Source organism: Polaromonas sp. (genome assembly GCF_013817205.1).
Classification (GTDB): domain Bacteria; phylum Pseudomonadota; class Gammaproteobacteria; order Burkholderiales; family Burkholderiaceae_C; genus Polaromonas.
In genome coordinates, this window is sequence record NZ_JACDDD010000032.1 from 17,433 (window position 1) to 38,050 (window position 20,618).

Below are 20,618 nucleotides of genomic sequence, written 5' to 3' on the forward strand. Positions count from 1 at the left end.
CGCAATCAGGCTTGCAGGGAAGCCTGAGCCACGGCGGGGGAAGCGGGAGGGAGTTGCGGCTTGATCATGACCTCAAACTCGTGGCGAAAATGCTTGATCATGGCGCGCACCGGCATGGCCGCAGCATCACCCAGCGCGCAGATGGTGCGGCCCTGAATGTTGTCGGCCACCGAGTTCAGCAGGTCCAGATCCGTCTGTCGGCCCTGCCCCTTGTGGATGCGGTCCACCATGCGCCATAGCCAGCCTGTGCCTTCGCGGCATGGCGTACACTGGCCGCAGGACTCGTGCATGTAGAAGTAGGACAGGCGTTTGAGCGACTCGACCATGCAGCGGCTGTCGTCCATGACAATCACAGCGCCCGAACCCAGCATGGAGCCAGCCTTGGCGATGGAGTCGTAATCCATGGTGCATTCCATCATGATGGAAGCCGGCAACACCGGGGCAGAAGATCCACCCGGGATCACGGCCTTGAGCGTGCGCCCCTTGCGCACGCCGCCGGCCAGCTCCAGCAGCTTGCTGAAGGGTGTGCCCATGGGTACTTCGTAGTTGCCGGGCAGCTCGACATCGCCGGACACCGAATAAATCTTGGTCCCGCCGTTGTTGGGCTTGCCGCATTCGAGGTAGGCTTGGCCGCCGTTGCGGATGATCCAGGGCACGGCCGCAAAAGTCTCGGTGTTGTTGATGGTGGTCGGCTTGCCGTACAGGCCAAAACTTGCAGGGAACGGCGGCTTGAACCGTGGCTGGCCTTTTTTGCCTTCCAGCGACTCGAGCAAGGCGGTTTCCTCGCCGCAGATGTAGGCGCCGAAACCATGCGATGCATGCAGCTGGAAGCTGAACGCGCTGCCCAGGATCTTGTCGCCGAGCAGACCGGCGGCGCGGGCTTCTTCCAAGGCTTCTTCAAAACGCTGGTAGGTTGCGAAGATTTCGCCGTGGATATAGTTGTAGCCCACGCTGATGCCCATGGCATAGGCAGCAATCGCCATGCCCTCGATCACGCTGTGCGGGTTGTACTGCATGATGTCGCGGTCTTTGCAAGTACCCGGCTCGCCTTCGTCCGAATTGCAGACCAGGTACTTCTGGCCCGGGAACTGACGCGGCATGAAGCTCCACTTGAGCCCGGTCGGGAAACCGGCGCCGCCGCGGCCACGCAGGCTGCCGGCCTTGACCTCGGCAATCACCTGATCCGGCGTCATGCCTTGACCTTCACCTTGCGCCAGGATCTTGCGCAACGCCTGGTAGCCACCGCGTGCTTCGTAATCTTTCAGGCGCCAGTTGTTGCCGTCGAGATCGGCCAGAATTTGCGGATTGATGTGGCGGCCGTGAAAACAGGTCTGCACGCCGGTGGCGACAAACTGCGACAGCACGTTCTGGGCGGCCGGGTTCACGGAGTTCGCGGAAAGCGTCATGGTTTACTTCGCCTCTGCAGATTTGAGACCATCGATCAACTGGTCCAGCTTGTCATTGCTCATGAAGCTGCACATGGTCAGGTCGTTAACCAGCATCACCGGAGAGTCGGCGCAGGCGCCCAGGCATTCGGACTGCTGCAGGGTGAACAGGCCGTCGGCCGTGCTCTCGCCCATGGAGATTCCAAGCTTGTGCTCGAGGTGTTTGAGCGCCTTGGCCCCATCGCGCAACTGGCACGGCAGGTTGGTACAGACATTGAGCTTGTATTTGCCCACCGGGCGCTGGTTGTACATGTTGTAGAAGGTCGTGACCTCGTGCACGGCAATCGGCGCCATGCCCAGATAATCGGCCACGATTTTTTCGCTCTCGGCGCTGACAAAACCCAGCTCTTCCTGGACGATGGTCAGGCAGGCCATGACGGCACTCTGCTTCTGGTCGGCTGGGTATTTGCCTACTTCACGCGCAAATCGCACGAAAGCCTGCTCGGACAATGAAGCTGCCTGCGCTTGTGTGTGTGCTGGAATCATGGTGAAACTCATGCGGTTTTAGCGGTCAATCTCGCCGAACACAATGTCCATGGTGCCGATCACGGCAACGGCGTCGGCAATCATGTGCCCGCGTGACATTTCGTCCATGGCGGCAAGGTGCGGAAAGCCCGGTGGGCGGATCTTCAGGCGGTAGGGCTTGTTCGCGCCGTCGCTGACGATGTAGATACCGAACTCGCCTTTCGGGTGCTCCACCGCAGCATAAGCCTCGCCCTCGGGCACGTGGAAGCCTTCGGTGAACAGCTTGAAGTGGTGGATCAGCTCTTCCATGTTGGACTTCATGGACTCGCGGTCGGGTGCAGCCACCTTGTGGTTGCTGGTGATCACCGGGCCGGGGTTGACGCGCAGCCAGTCCACACACTGCTTGATGATGCGGTTGGACTGGCGCATTTCCTCGACGCGCACCAGGTAACGGTCGTAGCAGTCACCGGTCTTGCCGACGGGCACGTCAAAGTCCATCTGGCTGTAGACTTCATAAGGCTGTTGCTTGCGCAGGTCCCAGGCGAAACCGGAGCCGCGCAACATGGGGCCTGTGAAGCCGAGGTTGAGCGCGCGTTCGGGCGACACCACACCAACACCGACAGTGCGCTGCTTCCAGATGCGGTTGTCGGTCAGCAGGGTTTCGTATTCGTCGACCAGCTTGGGGAACTTGGCGGTGAAGTCCTCGATGAAATCCAGCAGCGAACCCTGGCGGTTTTCATTGAGCGCTTCAATGGCCTTGGCGTTCTTGATCTTGCTGACCTTGTACTGCGACATGGTTTCCGGCAGGTCGCGGTAGACGCCACCCGGACGGAAATAAGCCGCGTGCATGCGCGCGCCGGAAACGGCCTCGTACATGTCAAACAGGGCCTCGCGCTCGCGGAAGCAATAAATCAGGATGTTCATCGCGCCGCAGTCGAAACCGTGCGCGCCCAGCCAAAGCAGGTGATTCAGCAGTCGCGTGATTTCCGAGAACATCACGCGGATGTACTGCGCACGCACCGGAACATCCACGCCGATGAGTTTTTCGATGGCCAGGCAGTAAGCATGCTCGTTGGACATCATGGACACGTAATCGAGACGGTCCATGTAGGGCAAGGACTGGATGTAGGTCTTGCTTTCGGCCAGTTTTTCGGTGGCGCGGTGCAACAGTCCGATGTGTGGATCGGCGCGCTGAATGACCTCGCCATCGAGCTCAAGCACCAGGCGCAGCACACCATGCGCAGCCGGATGCTGGGGTCCGAAATTAAGCGTGTAGTTTTTGATTTCAGCCATGTAGGTATGTCCTGCCGGCGCCGCTTACTGGAGGCCGCCGTAGTTGTCTTCGCGGATCACGCGCGGCGTGATTTCGCGCGGCTCAATGGTGACCGGCTGATAGATCACGCGTTTCTGTTCGGGGTCATAACGCATCTCGACGTGACCCGTGGTCGGAAAATCCTTGCGAAAAGGATGGCCAATGAAACCGTAGTCCGTCAGGATGCGGCGCAGGTCGTTGTGCCCCTCGAAAATAATGCCGAACAGGTCAAAGGCTTCGCGTTCGAACCAGTTGGCAGAATTCCACACACTGTTCAGCGAGGCCACCACCGGGAAATCGTCGTCATCGCAAAACACCTTAAGCCGCACACGCTGGTTCAAGCTGACCGACAACAAATGTGTGGCAACGCAAAAGCGCCGGCCGTCATAGCGGCCGTCGGCATACTCCGAGTAATCGATACCACATAGATCAATCAACTGCTCAAACTGGCAGCCCGGCGCATCGCGAAGAATCAGAGCGGCAGCGGTGTAATCGGAAGCACTCACCACCACAGTGACCTCGCCAAGGGCAACCGTCACGCGCCTGGCTTTGTCACCCAGGGCAGCGCCGAGAGTGGCTGCCAGTTGTTCAGCAGTAGCTGGATGCAAAGGCCCCATCAAGCCCTCGCTATCGTGTTGGTGCGGCGGATTTTCTGCTGCAGTTGGATGATGCCGTACAGAAGTGCCTCGGCCGTGGGCGGGCAGCCCGGAACATAGACATCCACCGGCACGATGCGGTCGCAACCCCTGACCACCGAATAACTGTAGTGATAGTAGCCGCCTCCATTGGCGCACGATCCCATGGACAACACCCAGCGCGGCTCGGACATCTGGTCGTACACCTTGCGCAGGGCCGGGCCCATCTTGTTGCAAAGCGTGCCGGCCACGATCATCAGGTCGGACTGACGCGGGCTGGGGCGAAACAACATGCCAAAACGATCAATGTCGTAACGCGCAGCGCCGGCGTGCATCATCTCGACCGCGCAGCAAGCCAGACCGAAGGTCATGGGCCACAGCGATCCGGTTTTGGCCCAGTTGACCACCGAGTCGTAACTCGTGGTCATGAAGCCTTCGTTGAAAACACCTTCAAGTGACATAGCCGTGCCTTATTCGTGGAGCGCTGCGAACCCGTCGCGACAGACCTTCGGACTTCTTTATTCCCAGTCCAGGGCGCCTTTTTTCCACTCGTAGACAAAGCCCACGACCAGAAGGCCCAGGAAAACCATCATCGACCAGAAGCCCACCGCGCCGATTTCCTTGAGCGCCACGGCCCAGGGGAACAGGAAGGCAATTTCAAGATCGAAAAGAATGAACAGGATGGCGACGAGGTAGTAACGCACGTCGAATTTCATGCGGGCGTCTTCGAAAGCCTCGAAGCCGCATTCGTAGGGGGAATTTTTTTCGCTGTCGGGCTTGTTGGGTCCAAGCAGTCGGCCCAGCACCTGGGGAAGCACACCGACAGCCACGCCGACCAGAACAAACAACAGGACGGGAAGGTATTGGTCGAGGTTCATCGTCAATTCAACTTCTGCAAGCCGCTTTGCCTTGTGCCAGTGTGCTGTTCAAGGTGATCAGCCTGACTCGCGCAGTCCTGATCATTGCCTGTATGTGGTGCGGACGGCGAGACTCGAACTCGCACAGCTTTCGCCACTACCCCCTCAAGATAGCGTGTCTACCAATTTCACCACGTCCGCGGTTTTTTTGTGCCCGGATGGCATGAGGAACCTTGCGGTTTTGGCTTTCCGGGCAGTCTCAGAGTTTACCCTGAAATTGCGCCGCTCCCTGTGCAAAGCAGCCCGTCGCCAACTCTATTTCGTGGGAATTTGACCCGAGCCAGGAACACCGGGGGCAGGCGGGACAGAAGTGGTGGCCGGGGCAGCGGGCGGTGACGTTGTGCCAGGAATCTGGGCAGCGCCCGAAGCGGGTGTTGCGGGCGCTGGTGCCGTGACGGCGGAGCCTTCGAGCACGCTGGACCCAGTCCGCGGACCGGCGTTGCTGAAATAGGCCAGCGCCAGAGTACACGCAAAGAACACAGCCGCCAGGACCGCGGTGGTGCGCGAAAGAAAATTGGCGCTGCCGCTGGCGCCAAACAGACTGCCCGAGCCACCGCTTCCGAAGGCCGCACCCATGTCGGCCCCCTTGCCATGCTGCACCAGGATCAGGCCAATCATGCCCAAGGCAGTAATCATCTGGAGCGCCAGAACAGCTTTCAACAATACATTTTCCATATCAACTCCTAATTTGATAGCACACTTTCCCCGTCAAATGGGGGCTGCAGCAATTATTTTCAAGAAATCCGGGGCTTTCAGCGAAGCGCCGCCTATCAACCCGCCATCGATGTCGGCCTGCGCCAGCAGCGAAGCGGCATTGGCAGCGTTCATGCTCCCGCCGTACAAAATCTTCACGCGTGTCGCCTGGTCAGTTGCCGCCTTGAGCTGCGTCCGCAGCACCGCATGCACCGCCTGCGCTTCCTCCGGCGTCGCGGTCTTGCCGGTGCCTATGGCCCACACCGGCTCGTAGGCCACGACGATCTCGCTGATGCAATGGCCATTGGTGTGGATCACGGCGGCCAGCTGGCGTTTCACCACCTGCTCGGTCTGCCCGGCCTCGCGTTCGGCCAGGGTTTCACCGACACACACAATCGGCGTGACGCCGGCAGCCAGCGCAGCCTTGGCCTTGTCGGCCACCAGTGCGTCAGTCTCACTATGGTACTGGCGGCGCTCGGAATGGCCCACAATCACATAACGACAACCGAGCTCCCGCAGCATGGAGGCACTGACTTCGCCAGTGAAGGCACCGGAGGCCTGGCTCGATACATCCTGCGCGCCCAGCGCCACGGCCGGCGTATCTGCAAGCAGTGTATGAACCTGAGCCAGGTATGGCGCAGGCACACACACGGCAATGGCGCAAGCGGGCTGCGAGGGCAAGCCGGCCGCTATCTCTCGCAGCAAGGCCTCATTGGCGGCCAGGCTGCCATTCATCTTCCAGTTGCCTGCAATCAATTTTTTCATGATCAGGTGCCCTGCCACGTCAATACGATTTTGCCGATGTGTTGATTGGATTCCATCAGCGCATGCGCCTGGGCCGCATCAGCCGCCGCGAAAGTGCTGTGGATCACGGGTTTGATCACGCCACCGACAAGCAGCGGCCAGACTTTCTCTTTCAAGGTCGCAGCAATCGCCGCCTTGAACTCGACAGAACGCGGGCGCAGCGTGGAACCAGTGATGCTCAAGCGCTTGCGCAGCACCAGACCGGCGTTGAATTCAGCTTTGGTTCCGCCCTGCACGGCGATGAAGACCAGGCGGCCATCTTCGGCCAGGCAGCCGATCTCACGCTCCACATAACTGCCGGCGACCATGTCCAGAATCACGTTCACGCCCCTGCCGGCGGTTATCGTCTTGACCTCTTCCGAAAAATCGGCCGTCTTGTAATTGATGGCGTGGTCGGCACCGAGCTTCAGGCAGGCGGCGCATTTGTCGTCGCTGCCGGCTGTCACGATCACGGTCGCGCCCATGGCCTTGGCGATCTGGATCGCTGTCACACCGATGCCGCTGGAGCCGCCCTGGATCAGCAGCGTTTCACCCTTCTGCAGCCGTGCGCGGTCGAACACATTGCTCCAGACCGTGAAAAAGGTTTCGGGCAGGGAAGCGGCTTCGGTGTCGCTGAACCCCTCCGGAACCGGCAGGCACTGGCCGACCGGCGCAACACACAGCTCGGCATAACCGCCGCCAGCCACCAAGGCGCAGATGCGGTCTCCAAGCTTCAGGTTCGCCTGCGCCATCGCTGCGGCGTCGCCACCAATGATGATGCCAGCAACTTCCAGCCCTGGAATATCGGAAGCGCCCGGCGGAACCGGATAGTTGCCGGTTCGCTGCAGAACGTCCGGCCGGTTCACGCCGGAGGCCGCCACACGAATCAGCAACTCACCCGCGCCGGCGACCGGATCGGGACGCTCGCCCAGGCGCAGCACATCCGGCGCGCCATAGGAGGTGATTTCAACTGCTTTCATGGATTATTTAAGTGTTTTATGGCTGCAGCCCCCGGCTGGCGGGCACTAGCAGCTACAAAATCAATAGCAAATCAGCCTTGATCCTGGCCTTGCGCAGGACGGTCCAGCAAGGCCTTCATGGACAGCTTGACGCGGCCCTTCTCGTCGGTTTCCATCACTTTGACCTTGATGACCTGGCCTTCTTTCAGGTAGTCGGTTACCCGCTCGACGCGCTCATGGGCGATCTGGCTGATGTGCAGCAGGCCGTCCTTGCCGGGCAGCAGATTGACCAGTGCGCCGAAGTCGAGGATCTTGGTGATCGCGCCTTCGTACACCTTGCCGATTTCGACTTCAGCGGTGATCTCGGCGATGCGGCGTTTGGCTTCGTCGGCCTTGGCGCTGTCGTTGGAGGCGATGGTGATGGTGCCGTCTTCCTCGATGTTGATCTGCGTGCCGGTTTCTTCGGTCAGCGCGCGAATGACAGCGCCGCCTTTACCGATCACGTCACGGATTTTCTCGGGGTTGATCTTCATCACGTACAGGCGCGGTGCAAAGTCAGAAACTTCGGCCTTGGCTTCGCCCATGGCTTCCTGCATCTTGCCCAGAATGTGCATGCGGGCTTCCTTGGCCTGAGCCAATGCGACCTGCATGATTTCTTTCGTGATGCCCTGGATTTTGATGTCCATCTGCAGCGCGGTGATACCGGCAGTGGTACCGGCGACTTTGAAGTCCATGTCGCCCAGATGATCTTCGTCACCCAGAATGTCGGTCAACACCGCAAAGCGGTTGTCTTCCTTGATCAGGCCCATGGCGATACCAGCCACGTGGGCTTTCATCGGCACACCGGCGTCCATCAGCGACAGGCAGCCGCCGCAGACCGAAGCCATCGACGAAGAGCCGTTGGACTCGGTGATCTCGCTGACCACACGCATGGTGTACGGGAATTCTTCTTTGGTGGGCAACACGGCGATCAGCGCACGCTTGGCCAGACGGCCGTGACCAATCTCGCGGCGTTTTGGGCTACCGACACGGCCGGTTTCGCCAGTGGCGAACGGAGGCATGTTGTAGTGCAGCATGAAACGGTCTTCGTAGTCGCCCGACAGTGCGTCGATACGCTGCGCATCGCGCTCGGTGCCCAGCGTGGTCACAACCAGCGCCTGGGTTTCGCCACGCGTGAACAGGGCCGAACCGTGGGTACGGGGCAGCACACTGTTGCGGATTTCGATGGCGCGCACGGTGCGGGTGTCGCGGCCGTCAATACGCGGCTCGCCAGACAAAATCTGGCTGCGGACGATTTTGGCTTCGATGTCGAACAACATGCCTTCAACAGCCACGCCGTCGAATGCGGTGCCGTCCGCCTTGAGGGCGGCCATGACCTCCGAAGTCACGACGCGGCAAGCCTGGGTACGGGCTTGCTTGGCGCGGATCTGGTAGGCAGCTTGCAACTTGGCAGCGGCCAGCTCGCTGACCTTGGCGATCAGCGGCTCGTCCTTGGCAGGCGCTTGCCATGCCCAGACCGGCTTGCCGGCGTCACGAACGAGTTCGTGAATCGCGTTGATGGCGATGTTGCCCTGCTCATGGCCAAACACGATGGCGGCCAGCATGATTTCTTCAGACAGTTGCTTGGCTTCGGACTCCACCATCAACACCGCGGCTTCGGTACCAGCCACCACCAGATCCATTGTGGAATCCTTGAGCTGCGTCTTGCCCGGGTTCAACACGTACTGGCCGTCGATGTACGCAACGCGGGCCGCGCCGATGGGGCCATTGAACGGAATGCCGGAAATCGCGAGTGCTGCGCTTGAGGCAATCAATGCAGGAATGTCGCCTTCAACTTCGGGGTTGAGGGACAAGACGTGAATCACGACCTGCACTTCGTTGAAGAAGCCTTCGGGGAACAGCGGGCGAATCGGGCGATCGATCAGGCGGGATGTCAGGGTTTCGAACTCGCTGGGGCGGCCTTCACGCTTGAAGAAGCTGCCGGGAATGCGGCCAGCGGCGTAGGTTTTTTCGAGGTAGTCAACGGTCAGCGGAAAGAAGTCCTGGCCTGGCTTGGCTTCGGTCTTGGCGACCACGGTGGCCAGCACGACAGTGCCGTCCATGTCCAGCAGCACAGCGCCGCCGGACTGGCGTGCGACTTCGCCGGTTTCCATGGTGACCTTGTGTTGGCCCCACTGGAAGGTCTTGGTAACTTTATTGAAAATGCTCATGTTTTAACTCCACTAGTTTTCAAGCACTTGAGGCAGTGCAGAAGGCCCGGAGTGGTGGCTGGCAGAACACGATGCCATTCCACAAAATGCCTGTGATTTCAGGGCTTTTTTTGTGGAATGACACAGCGCGTGATCGTTTTGCCTTGCTCCGAAGTAAAAAACGCCTGAGCTAGTTAACTAACTCAGGCGTTTTGCAGTCGTATCAGCGATTATTTACGCAGGCCAAGCTTGGCAATCAACGCAACATAACGGGCCGCGTCTTTGGACTTCAGGTAGTCCAGCAGCTTGCGGCGACGGCTCACCATGCGCAGCAGACCACGGCGACCGTGGTGATCCTTGGCATGGGTTTTGAAATGGGGCATCAGTTCATTGATGCGGCCGGTCAAGAGACCGACCTGAACTTCAGGGCTACCTGTGTCGTTGGCAGCGCGTTGGTTGGCCTGAACGATGTCGGCCTTGATGGATTTCGCGATCATGACTATTCCTTGTTTACTTGCGAGCGGCCCAGTGTTCCCAAAAGTGGGAGTTGACCGGTTCCGTCGTGTTCTGCAGCATTGCTCCCAGAAGAAGCGCCCGCTTTTTTTTCGCAGAGCCTTGGATTATAGCCCAGAAGCCGGGCGCATCACTCCCGCGCCAGCCAGCCCCTCAGGCGGCCAACGCCTTCGCGCAGGCGGGCCAAGTCATGGCTGGCAAAACACCAGCGCAGCCAGCCCTGCATCGCCGGCGAACGGTCGGCGCTGAAGGCATCGCCTGGCGCCAGCCCGAGTCCGGCCTCGAGCACCAGGCGTTTGGCGGTCTCGAAAGCGTCGCCCTGCCCGGCCAGCCTGAAAAACGCATACATACCGCCCGGCGCGGCCGCCAATTCGACCCCGGGCACGGCCTGGAGCAACGGCACCAGCGTATCGCGGCACTTCTTCAGATGGGCCACCACCTGGGGCGTGACCTCGTCCGTGCGCTGCAGCGCCACCACACCTGCACGCTGGATGAATACCGGCGCGCAGGAAGTGTTGAACTCGATCAGCTTGCCCATGTGGGTGGTGAACGCCGCCGGCATCACCAGCCAACCGAGCCGCCAGCCGGTCATCAGAAAACTTTTGGAGAAGCTGTGCGCGACCATCAGCCGGTCGTCCGGCAAGGCAATATCGAGAAAACTGGGTGCGCAAACATGATCCCCCCCCCGGGGGGCTGCGCCCCTCCCCCACCAGGGGAGCGCCCGGCTTGGGGCGGCCCTGCGCCGGGCCATTGGGAGAAGCCTCGTAATACAGCCGCTCGTAAACCTCGTCAGCAAGGATCCAGGTGCCCGTCTTGCGGCAGTGCGCCAGCAAGACCTCCTGCTCGGCGCGGCTCAGGGTCCAGCCGGTCGGGTTGTTGGGTGAGTTGACGATCAGCAAGCGGGTAGCGGATGTCACAGCCGCCAGCAATTCGTCCATGTCAAGTTGCCAGCGGCCCGCCACCGGCTTGAGGCTGACGCAGCGCACCCGCGCGCCCATGATCGCCGGCTGCGCGGTCAGATTGGGCCAGACCGGGGTGACGGCGACCACCTCGTCGCCGGCATCCACCACCGCCTGCACCGCAAGCATGAGCGCATTGACGCCGCCCGAGGTGACCGCAATCCTGTCGGCACCGACCGGCGCAGCGCCCTTGCAGCGCAAGCCGGTGCAATAGTCGGCAATCGCTTCGCGCAACTCGGGGAGCCCAAGGTTGTGGGCGTAAAACGTCTCCCCTTCGCTGAGCGAGCGCGCCGCCGCTTCACGGATGAAGGCCGGCGTGACCTCGTCGCTTTCGCCAAACCAGAACTTGAGCACATCGCTGCGGCCCATGCCGGCGTTGGCGACTTGCCGGATCAGGGACTCCTCGAGATCGAGAACAACCTGTCGCATGTTGACTCCTCAGGGACGTGTCATCTTGCAGCTGTGCGGCTGCTCGGCGCGTGCCGCCGCAATACTCTTGATCACGCGAAAGCCGTAACCGGAGCCCTCAACGTCGAAGCGCACTCCCGACGTGCCCTGTTTGTCCATCACGGCGACCAGCAGGGGTTGCTGGAACTGGTGGTCGGCGCTGCGCATGACACCCTTGTGGCCTGCAAACAGCACCTCGGCTTTTTCGAGTTGGGCGGCCAGCGCCCCGGCTTCCGTCGTGCCAGCCTTTTCGATGCTCTGCACCAGCCCCTCAACCATCAGTTGCATGCGCATGTGCACATAGTCGTCCTGCGGCTTGGGGAAACGCTGCCGGAAGGACTGGTAGAAGGCCTCGGACTGCGCACCAGCTGCATTCGGAAACCAGTCGGCGACCGCGATCACCTTGCCCACACCTGCATCGCCCAGGGCCGCCGGCACACCCAGAGCGTTGCCGTAGAAGGTGTAGAACTTGCCCTCGAAACCAGCCTCCCTGGCGGCCTTGACCAGCAGGGTCAGGTCATTACCCCAGTTGCCCGTCAGCACCGCCTGCGCGCCGCTGGCCTTGATCTTGGCTACATAAGGCAGGAAGTCCTTGACCCGGCCCATGGGATGCAGTTCGTCACCGGCGATCTGCACATCCGGGCGCTGCAAGCCCAGTTGCTTGCGCGCCTCGCGCAACACGGCCTGGCCGAAGCTGTAGTCCTGGCCAATCAGGTAGATGCTTTTGAGCGCCAGGTCGTCCTTGAGCACCTCCATCAAGGCCGCCATGCGCATGTCGGCATGGGCGTCAAAACGGAAGTGCCAGTAGCTGCACTTCTCGTTGGTCAGCACCGGATCCACCGCCGAGTAGTTCATGAACAGCGCGCGGCGCGCGGGCTCCCGATCGTTGTGCTTGTTGATGGCATCGATCAGCGCGGCGGCGGTGGAAGACGAATTACCCTGGGTCACCAGGGTGATGCCATCGTCCAGGGCCGAGCGCAGCGCGGACAGCGCTTCTTCGTTCTGGCCCTTGCTGTCGTAACGCTCGAAGACCAGCGGACGGTTTCCGCCGGGCAGCTTGATGCCGCCGCGCGCATTGACGCGTTCTGCCGCCCAGGCCAGGTTGCGAAACACGGCTTCACCGGTGTTGGCAAACGGTCCGGACAGGCTTTCGATCAAGGCCACGCGCACCGGCTGCGGGCTTGCCGTCGCAGGCTGGGCCCACACGGCTGAAGGCGACAGGCAGGCGGCTGACGCTAGGGCCAGCGCCATATGTTTCAAGAGGCGGAGTTTAAAAAAATTCATTCAACAATTTCCTTGAAATACTTGCCGGGGCGCCTACCTGCAATGCATGCGGCGATCACGGTGAGAGCCGCGAAGTGTAGGGGAATTTTCCCTGTCCCAACTTCAGGAGTGTTCCATGTTTTATTCGCTCGCCACCCGCCCCGCCTCCCGCTTCCAGCGCCATACCCCGCGCTGACCAACAACGGCGCCCTCGACAAATTCTTGGACGACACCCTCGGCTCACTGTCGGGTGCCCGAAGCACCCACGCTGCCACCGTCGAAGACGGCGATCAGGCCTACACGCTGCAGCTCGACGTACCGGGCCTGGCCAAAGAGCAGCTGGACATCGGCATCGAAGGCGATGTGGTGCGGATCGCCAGCAAAGCAGAAGCCCCGCGTACCGTGAAGGCCGCCTGGCGTTTTCCGCTGGAGATCGACGCTGCAGCCAGCGCAGCGAAACTGGAAAATGGCGTGTTGACCCTGACGCTGGCCAAGAAGATTCCGGTCAGCAATGTCACCCAGCTCACCATCGATTGATGGCGCCGGCGGCGTGAGTCGCTGATAGGTTCTTCCGACAAGACCGCCCCCAAAAGGCGGTCTTGTGCCGGGTGGCGCAGCCACACCCCGGCAAAAAGATCCCGGCCACCGCACAATCAGGCATGACCCGTCTTCGCCGTGCCGTTTTTCCTGCCCTCTGCGCCGGGCTCCTTCTCCTGTCTGGTTGCAGCTTTCTGCGCCCGGCCACAGTACCGCTGAGCACTGTGAAGGCCCAGGCGTCCTGCAGTACAAAGACCGACACCCTGCTGGTGTTCCTGCCCGGCGCGTCGTCAGCGATTGACGAATTCGTGCGCGAGGGTTTCGTGCAGGAAGTGCGGGAGCGGCGCATTGCGGTCGACATCGTGATGGCCGACGCACACATCGCCTACTACAACAATCGCAGCGTGACTGACCGCCTGGAAGCCGATGTGCTGGCGCCCGCGCGTACCGCCGGCTACCGGGCGATCTGGCTGGTCGGCATATCGGTCGGTGGATTCGGCGCCATGATTCACGAAGAGCAGATGCCTGGCGGAATCACTGGCATCGTCGCGCTGGCCCCTTATCTCGGCGAGCGCGAACTGAGCCGGGAGATTGCGGCGGCCGGAGGCCTGCTGGCATGGCAAGCGCCTGCCGGCCCTTTGCCGCTGGAGCAGATGGAAACGCGGCTCTGGCGCTGGCTGCAGGCGCAAGCGAGGTTGCCGTCAGGCAGCAGATCGCCGGCGCTTTACCTGGCCTATGGCACGGAAGACCGTTTTGCGGCCAGCCACCGCCTGCTGGCCGCAGCCTTGCCGCCGCAGCGTGTGTTCACCACACCCGGCGGGCATGACTGGGCGCCCTGGCGGCGGCTCTGGCAGCAGATGCTGGCGGTGCTGCCGCTGCCGGTCTGCCCCTGAGGCTCAGGCTGCCAGCAGCCCCAGCGGCCAGCGCGGCTTGACGTCAAAGCTATACGCCGTGTTGATCTGCGCCATACCGGCCTGCAGCCGCATGCCAGCGGCAAGAGCGATCATCGCCCCGTTGTCGGTGCACAGGTGCAGCTCCGGATAGTGCACACGAATCCCGCGTTTCTGGCAAGCGTCATTGAGCTGTTCGCGCAATAGCGTGTTGGCCCCCACCCCACCAGCGACGACCAGACGTTTCAGGCCGGTTTGCTCCAGCGCCTTCAATGACTTTTTCACCAGCACCTCGACAATCGCCGCCTGCGTGGAGGCGGCCAGATCGGCCTTGTTCTTGTCGCTCATGACTTCGCCCAGTTTCCTGGCCTGAGTCAGCACTGCAGTTTTCAGGCCCGAGAAGGAAAAGTCCAGATCGCCGCTGTGCAGCAGTGGCCGCGGCAGTTTGAAGGCCAGTGCGTCGCCTTGCAGGGCCAATTTGGCGAGCGCAGGGCCACCCGGATAAGGCAGGCCCAGCAACTTGGCGGATTTGTCGAAGGCCTCTCCGGCGGCATCATCAATCGTCTCGCCAAGCAATTCATAACTGCCGACCCGGTCTACCCGCATCAACTGGGTATGACCACCCGACACCAGCAGTGCCACAAATGCAAATTCTGGCGGATCAGCGCTCAGAAACGGCGACAGCAGGTGGCCTTCCAGGTGGTGCACACCCACCACCGGCTTGCCGAGCGCTGCAGCCAGCGCGCAGGCCACGCCCGCGCCCACCAGCAAAGCGCCGGCCAGCCCGGGCCCGCGTGTGTAGGCGACCACGTCCACCTGCGCCAGCGTACGCTGCGCACGCGCTGCCACCTCCTCAATCAGCGGCAACACGCGGCGGATGTGGTCACGGCTGGCCAATTCGGGCACCACACCGCCATAAGCCTGATGCATGTCGATCTGGCTGTGCAAGGCGTGTGACAGCAGCACAGGCACGCCCTGCCCCGACGCATCCACCAGCGCCACACCCGTTTCATCGCAACTCGATTCGATTCCAATAACCAGCATTGAACAAGTGTAGCCACCCCTTCCAGGCTACACGCAGTGACAAGCGCGGGGACCCAAGATGGCTCGAATCTTGCACCAGTCACATCATGACGCCATCCCAGTCCCTGCGCCTTGTCATCATCGCTCCAGACCTGCTGGACGGTGTGTCGCTGGACGTCCATGCCCGGCAGCAGGCCGAGCGCTCGCGTCAGCTGCGTATTGGCCTGCTGGAAAACGGCTACAACGTGGTCGCGGTATTGCCGGCCGACACCTTTCTGTATGAGCGGCTGGCGCAGCTCCAGCCCGACATGATCATTGTCGATGCCGAAAGCGAAGCACGCGACTCGCTCGAACACGTGGTGATGGCCACCCGCGGCGCGCGCCGTCCTATCGTGCTGTTCACCAACGACAACGACACCAGCCATGTGAAAGATGCGGTGGCCGCGGGTGTGTCTGCTTACATCGTGGCAGGCCTGTCGCCCGAACGCATACGCCCCATCCTGGACGTGGCGATGGCGCGCTTTGAACATGAGCAGGGCTTGCGCCAGGAACTGGCCGACGCCAGAACCGAGCTACAGGACCGCAAGGTGATAGACCGCGCCAAAGGCTTGTTGATGCAACGCCAGAACCTCAATGAACAGGCGGCCTACGAAAGACTGCGCAAGGCCGCGATGGACAAGGGCCTGCGTCTGGGTGAAGTGGCGCAACGCATGCTGGACGCCGCCGACCTGCTGGGTTGAGTCCCGAACCAGCCGGCTCCGCACCACACCCGAATGGTGCAGCGCACAAATACAGTGCAAGCTCCTGAACGTACGCTGTCCTGCTTGAGCTCTCATCAATTCGCTATATATTTTATAGCACTCTACACCCATTCGGCGCGGGCTGAAAGCAATTTAGGTCAACAAACTCCTTCCAGCAAACACCCGTACATTCTGCTGGCACAGCTTTTGCTGAGAAGGTAGCACCAGGTATTCCGCTTCAACGGCGAAGCAGAAGATCTTCAGAACAAAGGCGTTCGCACCCGCATTCACATTTCTTGTGTCTGCACGGGTCGAGCGCCTTTTTTGTTTTTTGCATTTATTTTCACTACTGGAGTCCCGACCATGACCGAACTGCTGAAATCTTCATTGACGCGCCGCAACGTATTACAAGCCGCCGCCGTTGGCGCTGTGGGCATCAGCCCGGCGCTGCGCGCTGTTGTTTATGCCCAGGGCTCCGATGCCCCCGAGAAGAAGGAAGTCAAGATCGGCTTCATCCCGCTGACCGACTGCGCGTCCGTGGTCATGGCCTCGGTGCTGGGCATAGACAAGAAATACGGCGTGACCATCATCCCGACCAAGGAAGCCAGCTGGGCCGGGGTGCGCGACAAGCTGGTCAGCGGTGAGCTGGACATGGCGCACTCGCTGTACGGCCTGATTTACGGCGTGCACCTGGGCACCTCCGGTCCCAAGAAAGACATGGCGGTACTGATGACGCTGAACCAGAACGGTCAAGCCATCACGCTGAGCAAGAAACTCGCCGACAAGGGTGCGGTGGACGCCGCGTCGCTGGCCAAGGTGATGGCAGCGGAAAAGCGCGAATACACCTACGCCCAGACCTTCCCGACCGGCACGCACGCCATGTGGCTGTATTACTGGCTGGCCAGCGTCGGCGTCAACCCGATGAAAGACGTGAAAGTCATCACCGTGCCACCGCCGCAAATGGTGGCCAATATGCGGGTCGGCAACATGGACGGCTATTGCGTCGGCGAGCCCTGGGGCCACCGCGCCATTGCCGACGGCATCGGCATCACAGCTGTCACCACCCAGGACATCTGGAAAGACCATCCTGAAAAAGTGCTCGGCACCACCGCCGATTTCGTCAAGAAGAACCCAAACACCGCGCGCGCCGTCACCGCCGCCATCATCGAAGCCGGCAAGTGGATAGACGCCAGCCTGGGCAACAAGAACAAGATGGCCGAGACCGTGGCCGACAAGTCCTACGTGAACACCAGCGTCGACGTCATCAACCAGCGCATTCTGGGCCGCTACCAAAATGGCCTGGGCAAGACCTGGGACGACCCGAACCACATGAAGTTTTACAACGACGGTGCGGTGAGCTTCCCCTACCTGTCGGACGGCATGTGGTTTTTGACCCAGCACAAGCGTTGGGGTCTGCTCAAGGAGCATCCGGACTACCTGGCCGTGGCCAAGCAGATCAACCAGATCGACATCTACAAACAGGCCGCCACCGCCGCCAAGGCCCACGTGCCGAAAGAAGTCATGCGCAGCAGCAAGATGATCGACGGCGTGGTCTGGGACGGCAAGGACCCGCAGAAATACGCCGACGGTTTCAAGATCAAAGTTTGAGCGGGAGAACACACCATGGTCAGTGCCATTTTTCATTCCCCGCTGGAGCCTCTGGTGGCTCCGGTTTCCCCTTCTGGTGCAAGCCCGGCGAGAGCACAAGCGGCCACGCAAGAGGCTAGCATTCCAGCGCCAGCAGACACCCCCACGCCAGCCCGGCAGGAGAAAGACAAAACGCCTGTTGACTGGCGCGGCGTCTGGATGGCTTTTCTGCCGCCTGTGCTGGGGCTTGGCTTGCTGGTGGGCTTATGGGAGATGGTGTCTGTCGGGACGGCCCGCAGCATCCCCTCGCCGCTGGACACCTGGAAACAGGCGGTGGTGCTGTTCAGCGACCCGTTCTACAGCAAGGGGCCCAACGACCAGGGCGTAGGCTGGAACGTGCTGAGTTCCCTCCAGCGGGTCGCCTTCGGCTTTGGCATGGCAGCCGCGGTGGGCATTCCGGTGGGTTTCATGATTGGCCGCTTCGAGTTCCTGTCGCGCATGTTCAATCCGCTCATCAGCCTGATGCGGCCCGTGTCGCCGCTGGCCTGGCTGCCTATCGGCCTGCTGGTCTTCAAGGGCGCAAACCCTGCCGCGATCTGGACGATTTTCATCTGCTCTATCTGGCCCATGATCATCAACACCGCCGTGGGCGTGCAGCGCGTGCCACAGGACTACATGAATGTGGCGCGGGTGCTCAATCTAAGCGAATGGAAGATCGTCACCAAAATTCTGTTCCCCGCCGTGCTGCCCTACATGCTGACCGGTGTGCGCCTGGCTGTTGGCACTGCATGGCTGGTGATCGTCGCGGCTGAAATGCTCACCGGCGGCGTCGGCATCGGCTTCTGGGTCTGGGACGAGTGGAACAACCTCAACGTCAAGAACATCATCATCGCGATTTTTGTGATTGGCATTGTCGGCCTGGTGCTGGAGTTCGCACTGATCAAGCTGGCCACAGCCTTCACGTTTGAAGACGTCAAAAATTAAGGAGTGAGTCATGAGTGCCTCTTTCACCACCAAGTACATCGAAATCCAGGGTGTCGAGCAGACCTTCAAGACCAAGAAGGGCCCGTTCTGCGCGCTGCAGAACATCAACCTCACGGTTGCTAAAGGAGAGTTTGTTGCCTTGATCGGCCATTCGGGTTGCGGCAAATCGACCCTGCTCAACCTGCTGGCCGGGCTGACCACGCCCACCCAGGGCAGCTTGCTCTGCGCCAACCGCGAAATCGCGGGGCCGGGGCCGGATCGTGCAGTGGTGTTCCAGAACCACTCACTGTTGCCCTGGCTCACCTGCCACGAAAACGTTTACCTGGCAGTCGAACGCGTTTTCGGCGCTACTGAGACCCGGGCCCAACTGAAGGCCCGCACCGAAGCAGCCCTGGCCATGGTTGGCCTGACCCCCGCAGCGCAAAAACGCCCCGGCGAAATTTCCGGCGGCATGAAACAGCGCGTCGGCATTGCGCGCGCGTTGTGTATGGAGCCCAAGGTCTTGCTGCTCGACGAACCCTTCGGCGCACTCGACGCGCTGACCCGCGCCAAGCTGCAAGACGAGTTGCTGCAGATCGTCGCCACCACTCAAAGCACAGTGGTCATGGTGACGCACGATGTGGACGAGGCCGTGCTGCTGTCGGACCGCATTGTCATGATGACCAACGGCCCGGCTGCGACCATCGGCGAGGTCCTCAAAGTTGATCTGCCACGGCCGCGTTCCCGCGTGGGGCTGGCGGAAGACATCCGTTACCTCGGTTACCGCAAGGCCGTGATCGATTTTCTCTACACCCGCCAGGGCCATGTGGAAAAACTGACAGCCTGATGAGGAATTCTCGCGGCCCATCCGCGAAGCAGAAAGTTTTCCTGACAACGCGGCACCCGGCAAGCGGGTGATACCGCGGGGATGCCCAACGAACTTTTCACAGGAGCCCGCCATGTCCGCCGTTCTACCTACCGCCGATACTCTGGTACCCGCCCCACCCAGGCCCGTAGGCCAACGTAGCAACACGGCACGCAAGGCGGGCCTGGCCTCATTCGGGAAATACCGCGAGATCATCATTGCGGTAGCCCTCTTCCTGCTGTTCGACCTGGGCGTGCTGGTCCTGAACTTCTACACCTCTTTCCAGATTGCGGAAGACGCGCTGGGCGTCAACCTTTCGGGGCGGCAGCGCATGTTGTCACAGCGCACGGCGAAGTCACTGCTTGCGGTAGATGCAGCGCGCAGCAAGGGGCTGCCCGCCGACAAGGAGCTGGAAGAGCTCAAAGGCGCGGTCAAGCTGTTTGATGTTTCCCTCAAGGGCTTTCAGAGCGGCGCCATCGTACCCGGCGGCGACAGCAAGCCGGTTTTCCTGCGGGCAGCCGAAGGCGACAAGGCATTGGGCATCCTGCAAAAGGCACAGGGCATCTGGACGCCCTACCAGGAAAAACTGGTGCCGGTGCTTGCCGGCAACGCCACCGACCAGCAGTTGCAGGAGGCGGTGGACTACGCCAAGGCCAACAACCTGAAACTGCTGGGCCTGATGAACGAGCTGACCACCGCACTGGAGGCCGTGGCATCTGACCGTGCAACCGCACTGCGCATGGTGCAGACCGTTGGCATTGTTCTGGCGCTGCTGAACTTCGCCTTCATTCTTTTCAAGTTCCTGCGCAGACTGAACACCTCGGACGCTGCCATCGAAGCGGCGACCGAAGAGAACCGGGAGATTCTCGCCAGCGTTCGCGAAGGTCTTTTTCTTCTCACGCCCGGGCACCAACTCGGTTCGCAGTTGTCTCGCTCGACCCACGAGCTTTTCGGCAAGACCCTGATTCCCGGGCAGAATTTCTTCGACGTGCTGTCCACGCTGGTGTCGGCCAAGGCCCTCACCGACGCGCGTGATTATGTTGAATTGCTGTTTTCCCCGCACGTCAAGGAGCAACTGGTCCAGGGCATCAACCCCTTGGCCGAAGTGGAGCTGACCGTCAGGAACCGGCTGGGCCAAGACAGCATGCGCTACCTGTCCTTCCATTTCAACCGGGTCTATGAAGCCGGCTCGGTGCGGCACCTGCTCGTCACGGTGCAGGACATCACGCAAAAGGTGGAGCTGCAGGCCCGGCTGACCGGCGAACGCCAGCGTTCGCAAAAAGAACTGTCGATGATGCTCAAGGCTTTTGAGACCGACCCGGCGATGATGCGCGGCTTTGTTGAACGCGCCGAGGCCTCCCTGCTCGAAGTCAATGACCTGCTGCGCAGCACCTCCTCCGCCGCATCAGAGGCCCAGGTGCTCAAGGCGGTGG

Annotated in this window: 20 protein-coding genes, 1 tRNA gene and 1 pseudogene; 7 read left to right on the forward strand and 15 right to left on the reverse strand. The window is 61.2% G+C overall.

Going from position 1 to position 20,618, the window contains the following annotated elements:
* Positions 1–5 precede the first annotated feature (5 nt).
* From nuoF to H0W47_RS09455, 14 genes and pseudogenes are all read right to left on the reverse strand, one after another.
* Positions 6–1,406: an NADH-quinone oxidoreductase subunit NuoF gene (nuoF, locus tag H0W47_RS09390; RefSeq protein ID WP_296923600.1), complete on the reverse strand. Its 1,401-nt coding sequence runs from the start codon at positions 1,404–1,406 to the stop codon at positions 6–8.
* Positions 1,407–1,409: 3 nt separating this feature from the next.
* Positions 1,410–1,931, reverse strand: a complete 522-nt coding sequence (gene nuoE / locus H0W47_RS09395; RefSeq protein ID WP_296923644.1) for an NADH-quinone oxidoreductase subunit NuoE — start codon at positions 1,929–1,931, stop codon at positions 1,410–1,412.
* Positions 1,932–1,949: 18 nt separating this feature from the next.
* Positions 1,950–3,203: an NADH-quinone oxidoreductase subunit D gene (locus H0W47_RS09400; RefSeq protein WP_296923603.1), complete on the reverse strand. Its 1,254-nt coding sequence runs from the start codon at positions 3,201–3,203 to the stop codon at positions 1,950–1,952.
* Between the two features lie 24 nt (positions 3,204–3,227).
* The gene (locus H0W47_RS09405) at positions 3,228–3,839 is read right to left on the reverse strand and encodes an NADH-quinone oxidoreductase subunit C (protein WP_296923606.1); all 612 of its coding nucleotides are present in this window, start codon (positions 3,837–3,839) and stop codon (positions 3,228–3,230) included.
* A complete protein-coding gene (locus tag H0W47_RS09410) occupies positions 3,839–4,318 on the reverse strand; it encodes an NADH-quinone oxidoreductase subunit B family protein (RefSeq protein WP_096665943.1) in 480 nt (159 codons plus the stop codon). The genes H0W47_RS09405 and H0W47_RS09410 overlap by 1 nt, the downstream gene beginning before the upstream one ends.
* A gap of 57 nt (positions 4,319–4,375) precedes the next feature.
* Positions 4,376–4,735, reverse strand: a complete 360-nt coding sequence (locus tag H0W47_RS09415) for an NADH-quinone oxidoreductase subunit A (protein ID WP_296923609.1) — start codon at positions 4,733–4,735, stop codon at positions 4,376–4,378.
* Between the two features lie 95 nt (positions 4,736–4,830).
* A tRNA-Leu gene (locus tag H0W47_RS09420) sits at positions 4,831–4,915 on the reverse strand.
* A 114-nt stretch (positions 4,916–5,029) separates the two neighbouring features.
* Positions 5,030–5,449 (reverse strand): preprotein translocase subunit SecG, encoded by a 420-nt coding sequence (secG, locus tag H0W47_RS09425; RefSeq protein ID WP_296923612.1) that lies wholly within the window; start codon positions 5,447–5,449, stop codon positions 5,030–5,032.
* Positions 5,450–5,482: 33 nt separating this feature from the next.
* Positions 5,483–6,232: a triose-phosphate isomerase gene (gene tpiA, locus H0W47_RS09430; protein WP_296923614.1), complete on the reverse strand. Its 750-nt coding sequence runs from the start codon at positions 6,230–6,232 to the stop codon at positions 5,483–5,485.
* Positions 6,233–6,234: 2 nt separating this feature from the next.
* Entirely contained in the window at positions 6,235–7,230 is a 996-nt protein-coding gene (locus H0W47_RS09435; RefSeq protein WP_296923617.1) for an NAD(P)H-quinone oxidoreductase, read from the reverse strand.
* Between the two features lie 71 nt (positions 7,231–7,301).
* Positions 7,302–9,419 (reverse strand): polyribonucleotide nucleotidyltransferase, encoded by a 2,118-nt coding sequence (pnp, locus tag H0W47_RS09440; RefSeq protein WP_296923620.1) that lies wholly within the window; start codon positions 9,417–9,419, stop codon positions 7,302–7,304.
* 209 nt (positions 9,420–9,628) lie between these two features.
* A complete protein-coding gene (gene rpsO / locus H0W47_RS09445; protein ID WP_296923623.1) occupies positions 9,629–9,895 on the reverse strand; it encodes a 30S ribosomal protein S15 in 267 nt (88 codons plus the stop codon).
* Between the two features lie 146 nt (positions 9,896–10,041).
* Positions 10,042–11,299: pseudogene (locus H0W47_RS09450) on the reverse strand (pyridoxal phosphate-dependent aminotransferase).
* Positions 11,300–11,308: 9 nt separating this feature from the next.
* Positions 11,309–12,601, reverse strand: coding sequence for a branched-chain amino acid ABC transporter substrate-binding protein (locus tag H0W47_RS09455; protein ID WP_296923626.1), 1,293 nt, complete (start codon positions 12,599–12,601; stop codon positions 11,309–11,311).
* Between the two features lie 201 nt (positions 12,602–12,802).
* Here H0W47_RS09455 and H0W47_RS09460 point away from each other — a divergent pair, with 201 nt between their 5' ends.
* Both H0W47_RS09460 and H0W47_RS09465 read left to right on the forward strand, forming a co-directional pair.
* Positions 12,803–13,117 (forward strand): Hsp20/alpha crystallin family protein, encoded by a 315-nt coding sequence (locus H0W47_RS09460; protein ID WP_296923628.1) that lies wholly within the window; start codon positions 12,803–12,805, stop codon positions 13,115–13,117.
* Between the two features lie 122 nt (positions 13,118–13,239).
* The gene (locus tag H0W47_RS09465; RefSeq protein WP_296923630.1) at positions 13,240–14,010 is read left to right on the forward strand and encodes an alpha/beta hydrolase; all 771 of its coding nucleotides are present in this window, start codon (positions 13,240–13,242) and stop codon (positions 14,008–14,010) included.
* A gap of 3 nt (positions 14,011–14,013) precedes the next feature.
* Here the strand turns inward: H0W47_RS09465 and tsaD are convergent, their stop codons facing one another.
* Entirely contained in the window at positions 14,014–15,051 is a 1,038-nt protein-coding gene (gene tsaD, locus H0W47_RS09470; protein ID WP_296923632.1) for a tRNA (adenosine(37)-N6)-threonylcarbamoyltransferase complex transferase subunit TsaD, read from the reverse strand.
* Positions 15,052–15,137: 86 nt separating this feature from the next.
* Between tsaD and H0W47_RS09475 the strand changes: the two genes are divergently transcribed.
* The 5 genes from H0W47_RS09475 to H0W47_RS09495 all read left to right on the forward strand — a co-directional run.
* Complete coding sequence (locus H0W47_RS09475; protein ID WP_296923634.1) at positions 15,138–15,770, forward strand: ANTAR domain-containing response regulator; 633 nt, start codon at positions 15,138–15,140, stop codon at positions 15,768–15,770.
* Between the two features lie 363 nt (positions 15,771–16,133).
* Positions 16,134–17,378, forward strand: a complete 1,245-nt coding sequence (locus H0W47_RS09480) for a CmpA/NrtA family ABC transporter substrate-binding protein (protein ID WP_296923636.1) — start codon at positions 16,134–16,136, stop codon at positions 17,376–17,378.
* A gap of 15 nt (positions 17,379–17,393) precedes the next feature.
* Positions 17,394–18,341 (forward strand): nitrate ABC transporter permease, encoded by a 948-nt coding sequence (gene ntrB, locus H0W47_RS09485; RefSeq protein ID WP_296923638.1) that lies wholly within the window; start codon positions 17,394–17,396, stop codon positions 18,339–18,341.
* A 10-nt stretch (positions 18,342–18,351) separates the two neighbouring features.
* The gene (locus tag H0W47_RS09490) at positions 18,352–19,167 is read left to right on the forward strand and encodes an ABC transporter ATP-binding protein (RefSeq protein ID WP_296923640.1); all 816 of its coding nucleotides are present in this window, start codon (positions 18,352–18,354) and stop codon (positions 19,165–19,167) included.
* A gap of 112 nt (positions 19,168–19,279) precedes the next feature.
* On the forward strand, positions 19,280–20,618 hold a 1,339-nt coding region (locus H0W47_RS09495), incomplete at its 3' end, for a type IV pili methyl-accepting chemotaxis transducer N-terminal domain-containing protein (RefSeq protein ID WP_296923643.1).

What these genes read in the sequence shown, in the direction of transcription:
- nuoF (WP_296923600.1), bottom strand. Translation starts at nt 1,406, where the DNA reads ATGACGCTTTCCGCGAACTCCGTGAACCCGGCCGCCCAGAACGTGCTG.
- nuoE (WP_296923644.1), bottom strand. Translation starts at nt 1,931, where the DNA reads ATGATTCCAGCACACACACAAGCGCAGGCAGCTTCATTGTCCGAGCAG.
- H0W47_RS09400 (WP_296923603.1), bottom strand. Translation starts at nt 3,203, where the DNA reads ATGGCTGAAATCAAAAACTACACGCTTAATTTCGGACCCCAGCATCCG.
- H0W47_RS09405 (WP_296923606.1), bottom strand. Translation starts at nt 3,839, where the DNA reads ATGGGGCCTTTGCATCCAGCTACTGCTGAACAACTGGCAGCCACTCTC.
- H0W47_RS09410 (WP_096665943.1), bottom strand. Translation starts at nt 4,318, where the DNA reads ATGTCACTTGAAGGTGTTTTCAACGAAGGCTTCATGACCACGAGTTAC.
- H0W47_RS09415 (WP_296923609.1), bottom strand. Translation starts at nt 4,735, where the DNA reads ATGAACCTCGACCAATACCTTCCCGTCCTGTTGTTTGTTCTGGTCGGC.
- secG (WP_296923612.1), bottom strand. Translation starts at nt 5,449, where the DNA reads ATGGAAAATGTATTGTTGAAAGCTGTTCTGGCGCTCCAGATGATTACT.
- tpiA (WP_296923614.1), bottom strand. Translation starts at nt 6,232, where the DNA reads ATGAAAAAATTGATTGCAGGCAACTGGAAGATGAATGGCAGCCTGGCC.
- H0W47_RS09435 (WP_296923617.1), bottom strand. Translation starts at nt 7,230, where the DNA reads ATGAAAGCAGTTGAAATCACCTCCTATGGCGCGCCGGATGTGCTGCGC.
- pnp (WP_296923620.1), bottom strand. Translation starts at nt 9,419, where the DNA reads ATGAGCATTTTCAATAAAGTTACCAAGACCTTCCAGTGGGGCCAACAC.
- rpsO (WP_296923623.1), bottom strand. Translation starts at nt 9,895, where the DNA reads ATGATCGCGAAATCCATCAAGGCCGACATCGTTCAGGCCAACCAACGC.
- H0W47_RS09455 (WP_296923626.1), bottom strand. Translation starts at nt 12,601, where the DNA reads ATGAATTTTTTTAAACTCCGCCTCTTGAAACATATGGCGCTGGCCCTA.
- H0W47_RS09465 (WP_296923630.1), top strand. Translation starts at nt 13,240, where the DNA reads ATGACCCGTCTTCGCCGTGCCGTTTTTCCTGCCCTCTGCGCCGGGCTC.
- tsaD (WP_296923632.1), bottom strand. Translation starts at nt 15,051, where the DNA reads ATGCTGGTTATTGGAATCGAATCGAGTTGCGATGAAACGGGTGTGGCG.
- H0W47_RS09475 (WP_296923634.1), top strand. Translation starts at nt 15,138, where the DNA reads ATGACGCCATCCCAGTCCCTGCGCCTTGTCATCATCGCTCCAGACCTG.
- H0W47_RS09480 (WP_296923636.1), top strand. Translation starts at nt 16,134, where the DNA reads ATGACCGAACTGCTGAAATCTTCATTGACGCGCCGCAACGTATTACAA.
- ntrB (WP_296923638.1), top strand. Translation starts at nt 17,394, where the DNA reads ATGGTCAGTGCCATTTTTCATTCCCCGCTGGAGCCTCTGGTGGCTCCG.
- H0W47_RS09490 (WP_296923640.1), top strand. Translation starts at nt 18,352, where the DNA reads ATGAGTGCCTCTTTCACCACCAAGTACATCGAAATCCAGGGTGTCGAG.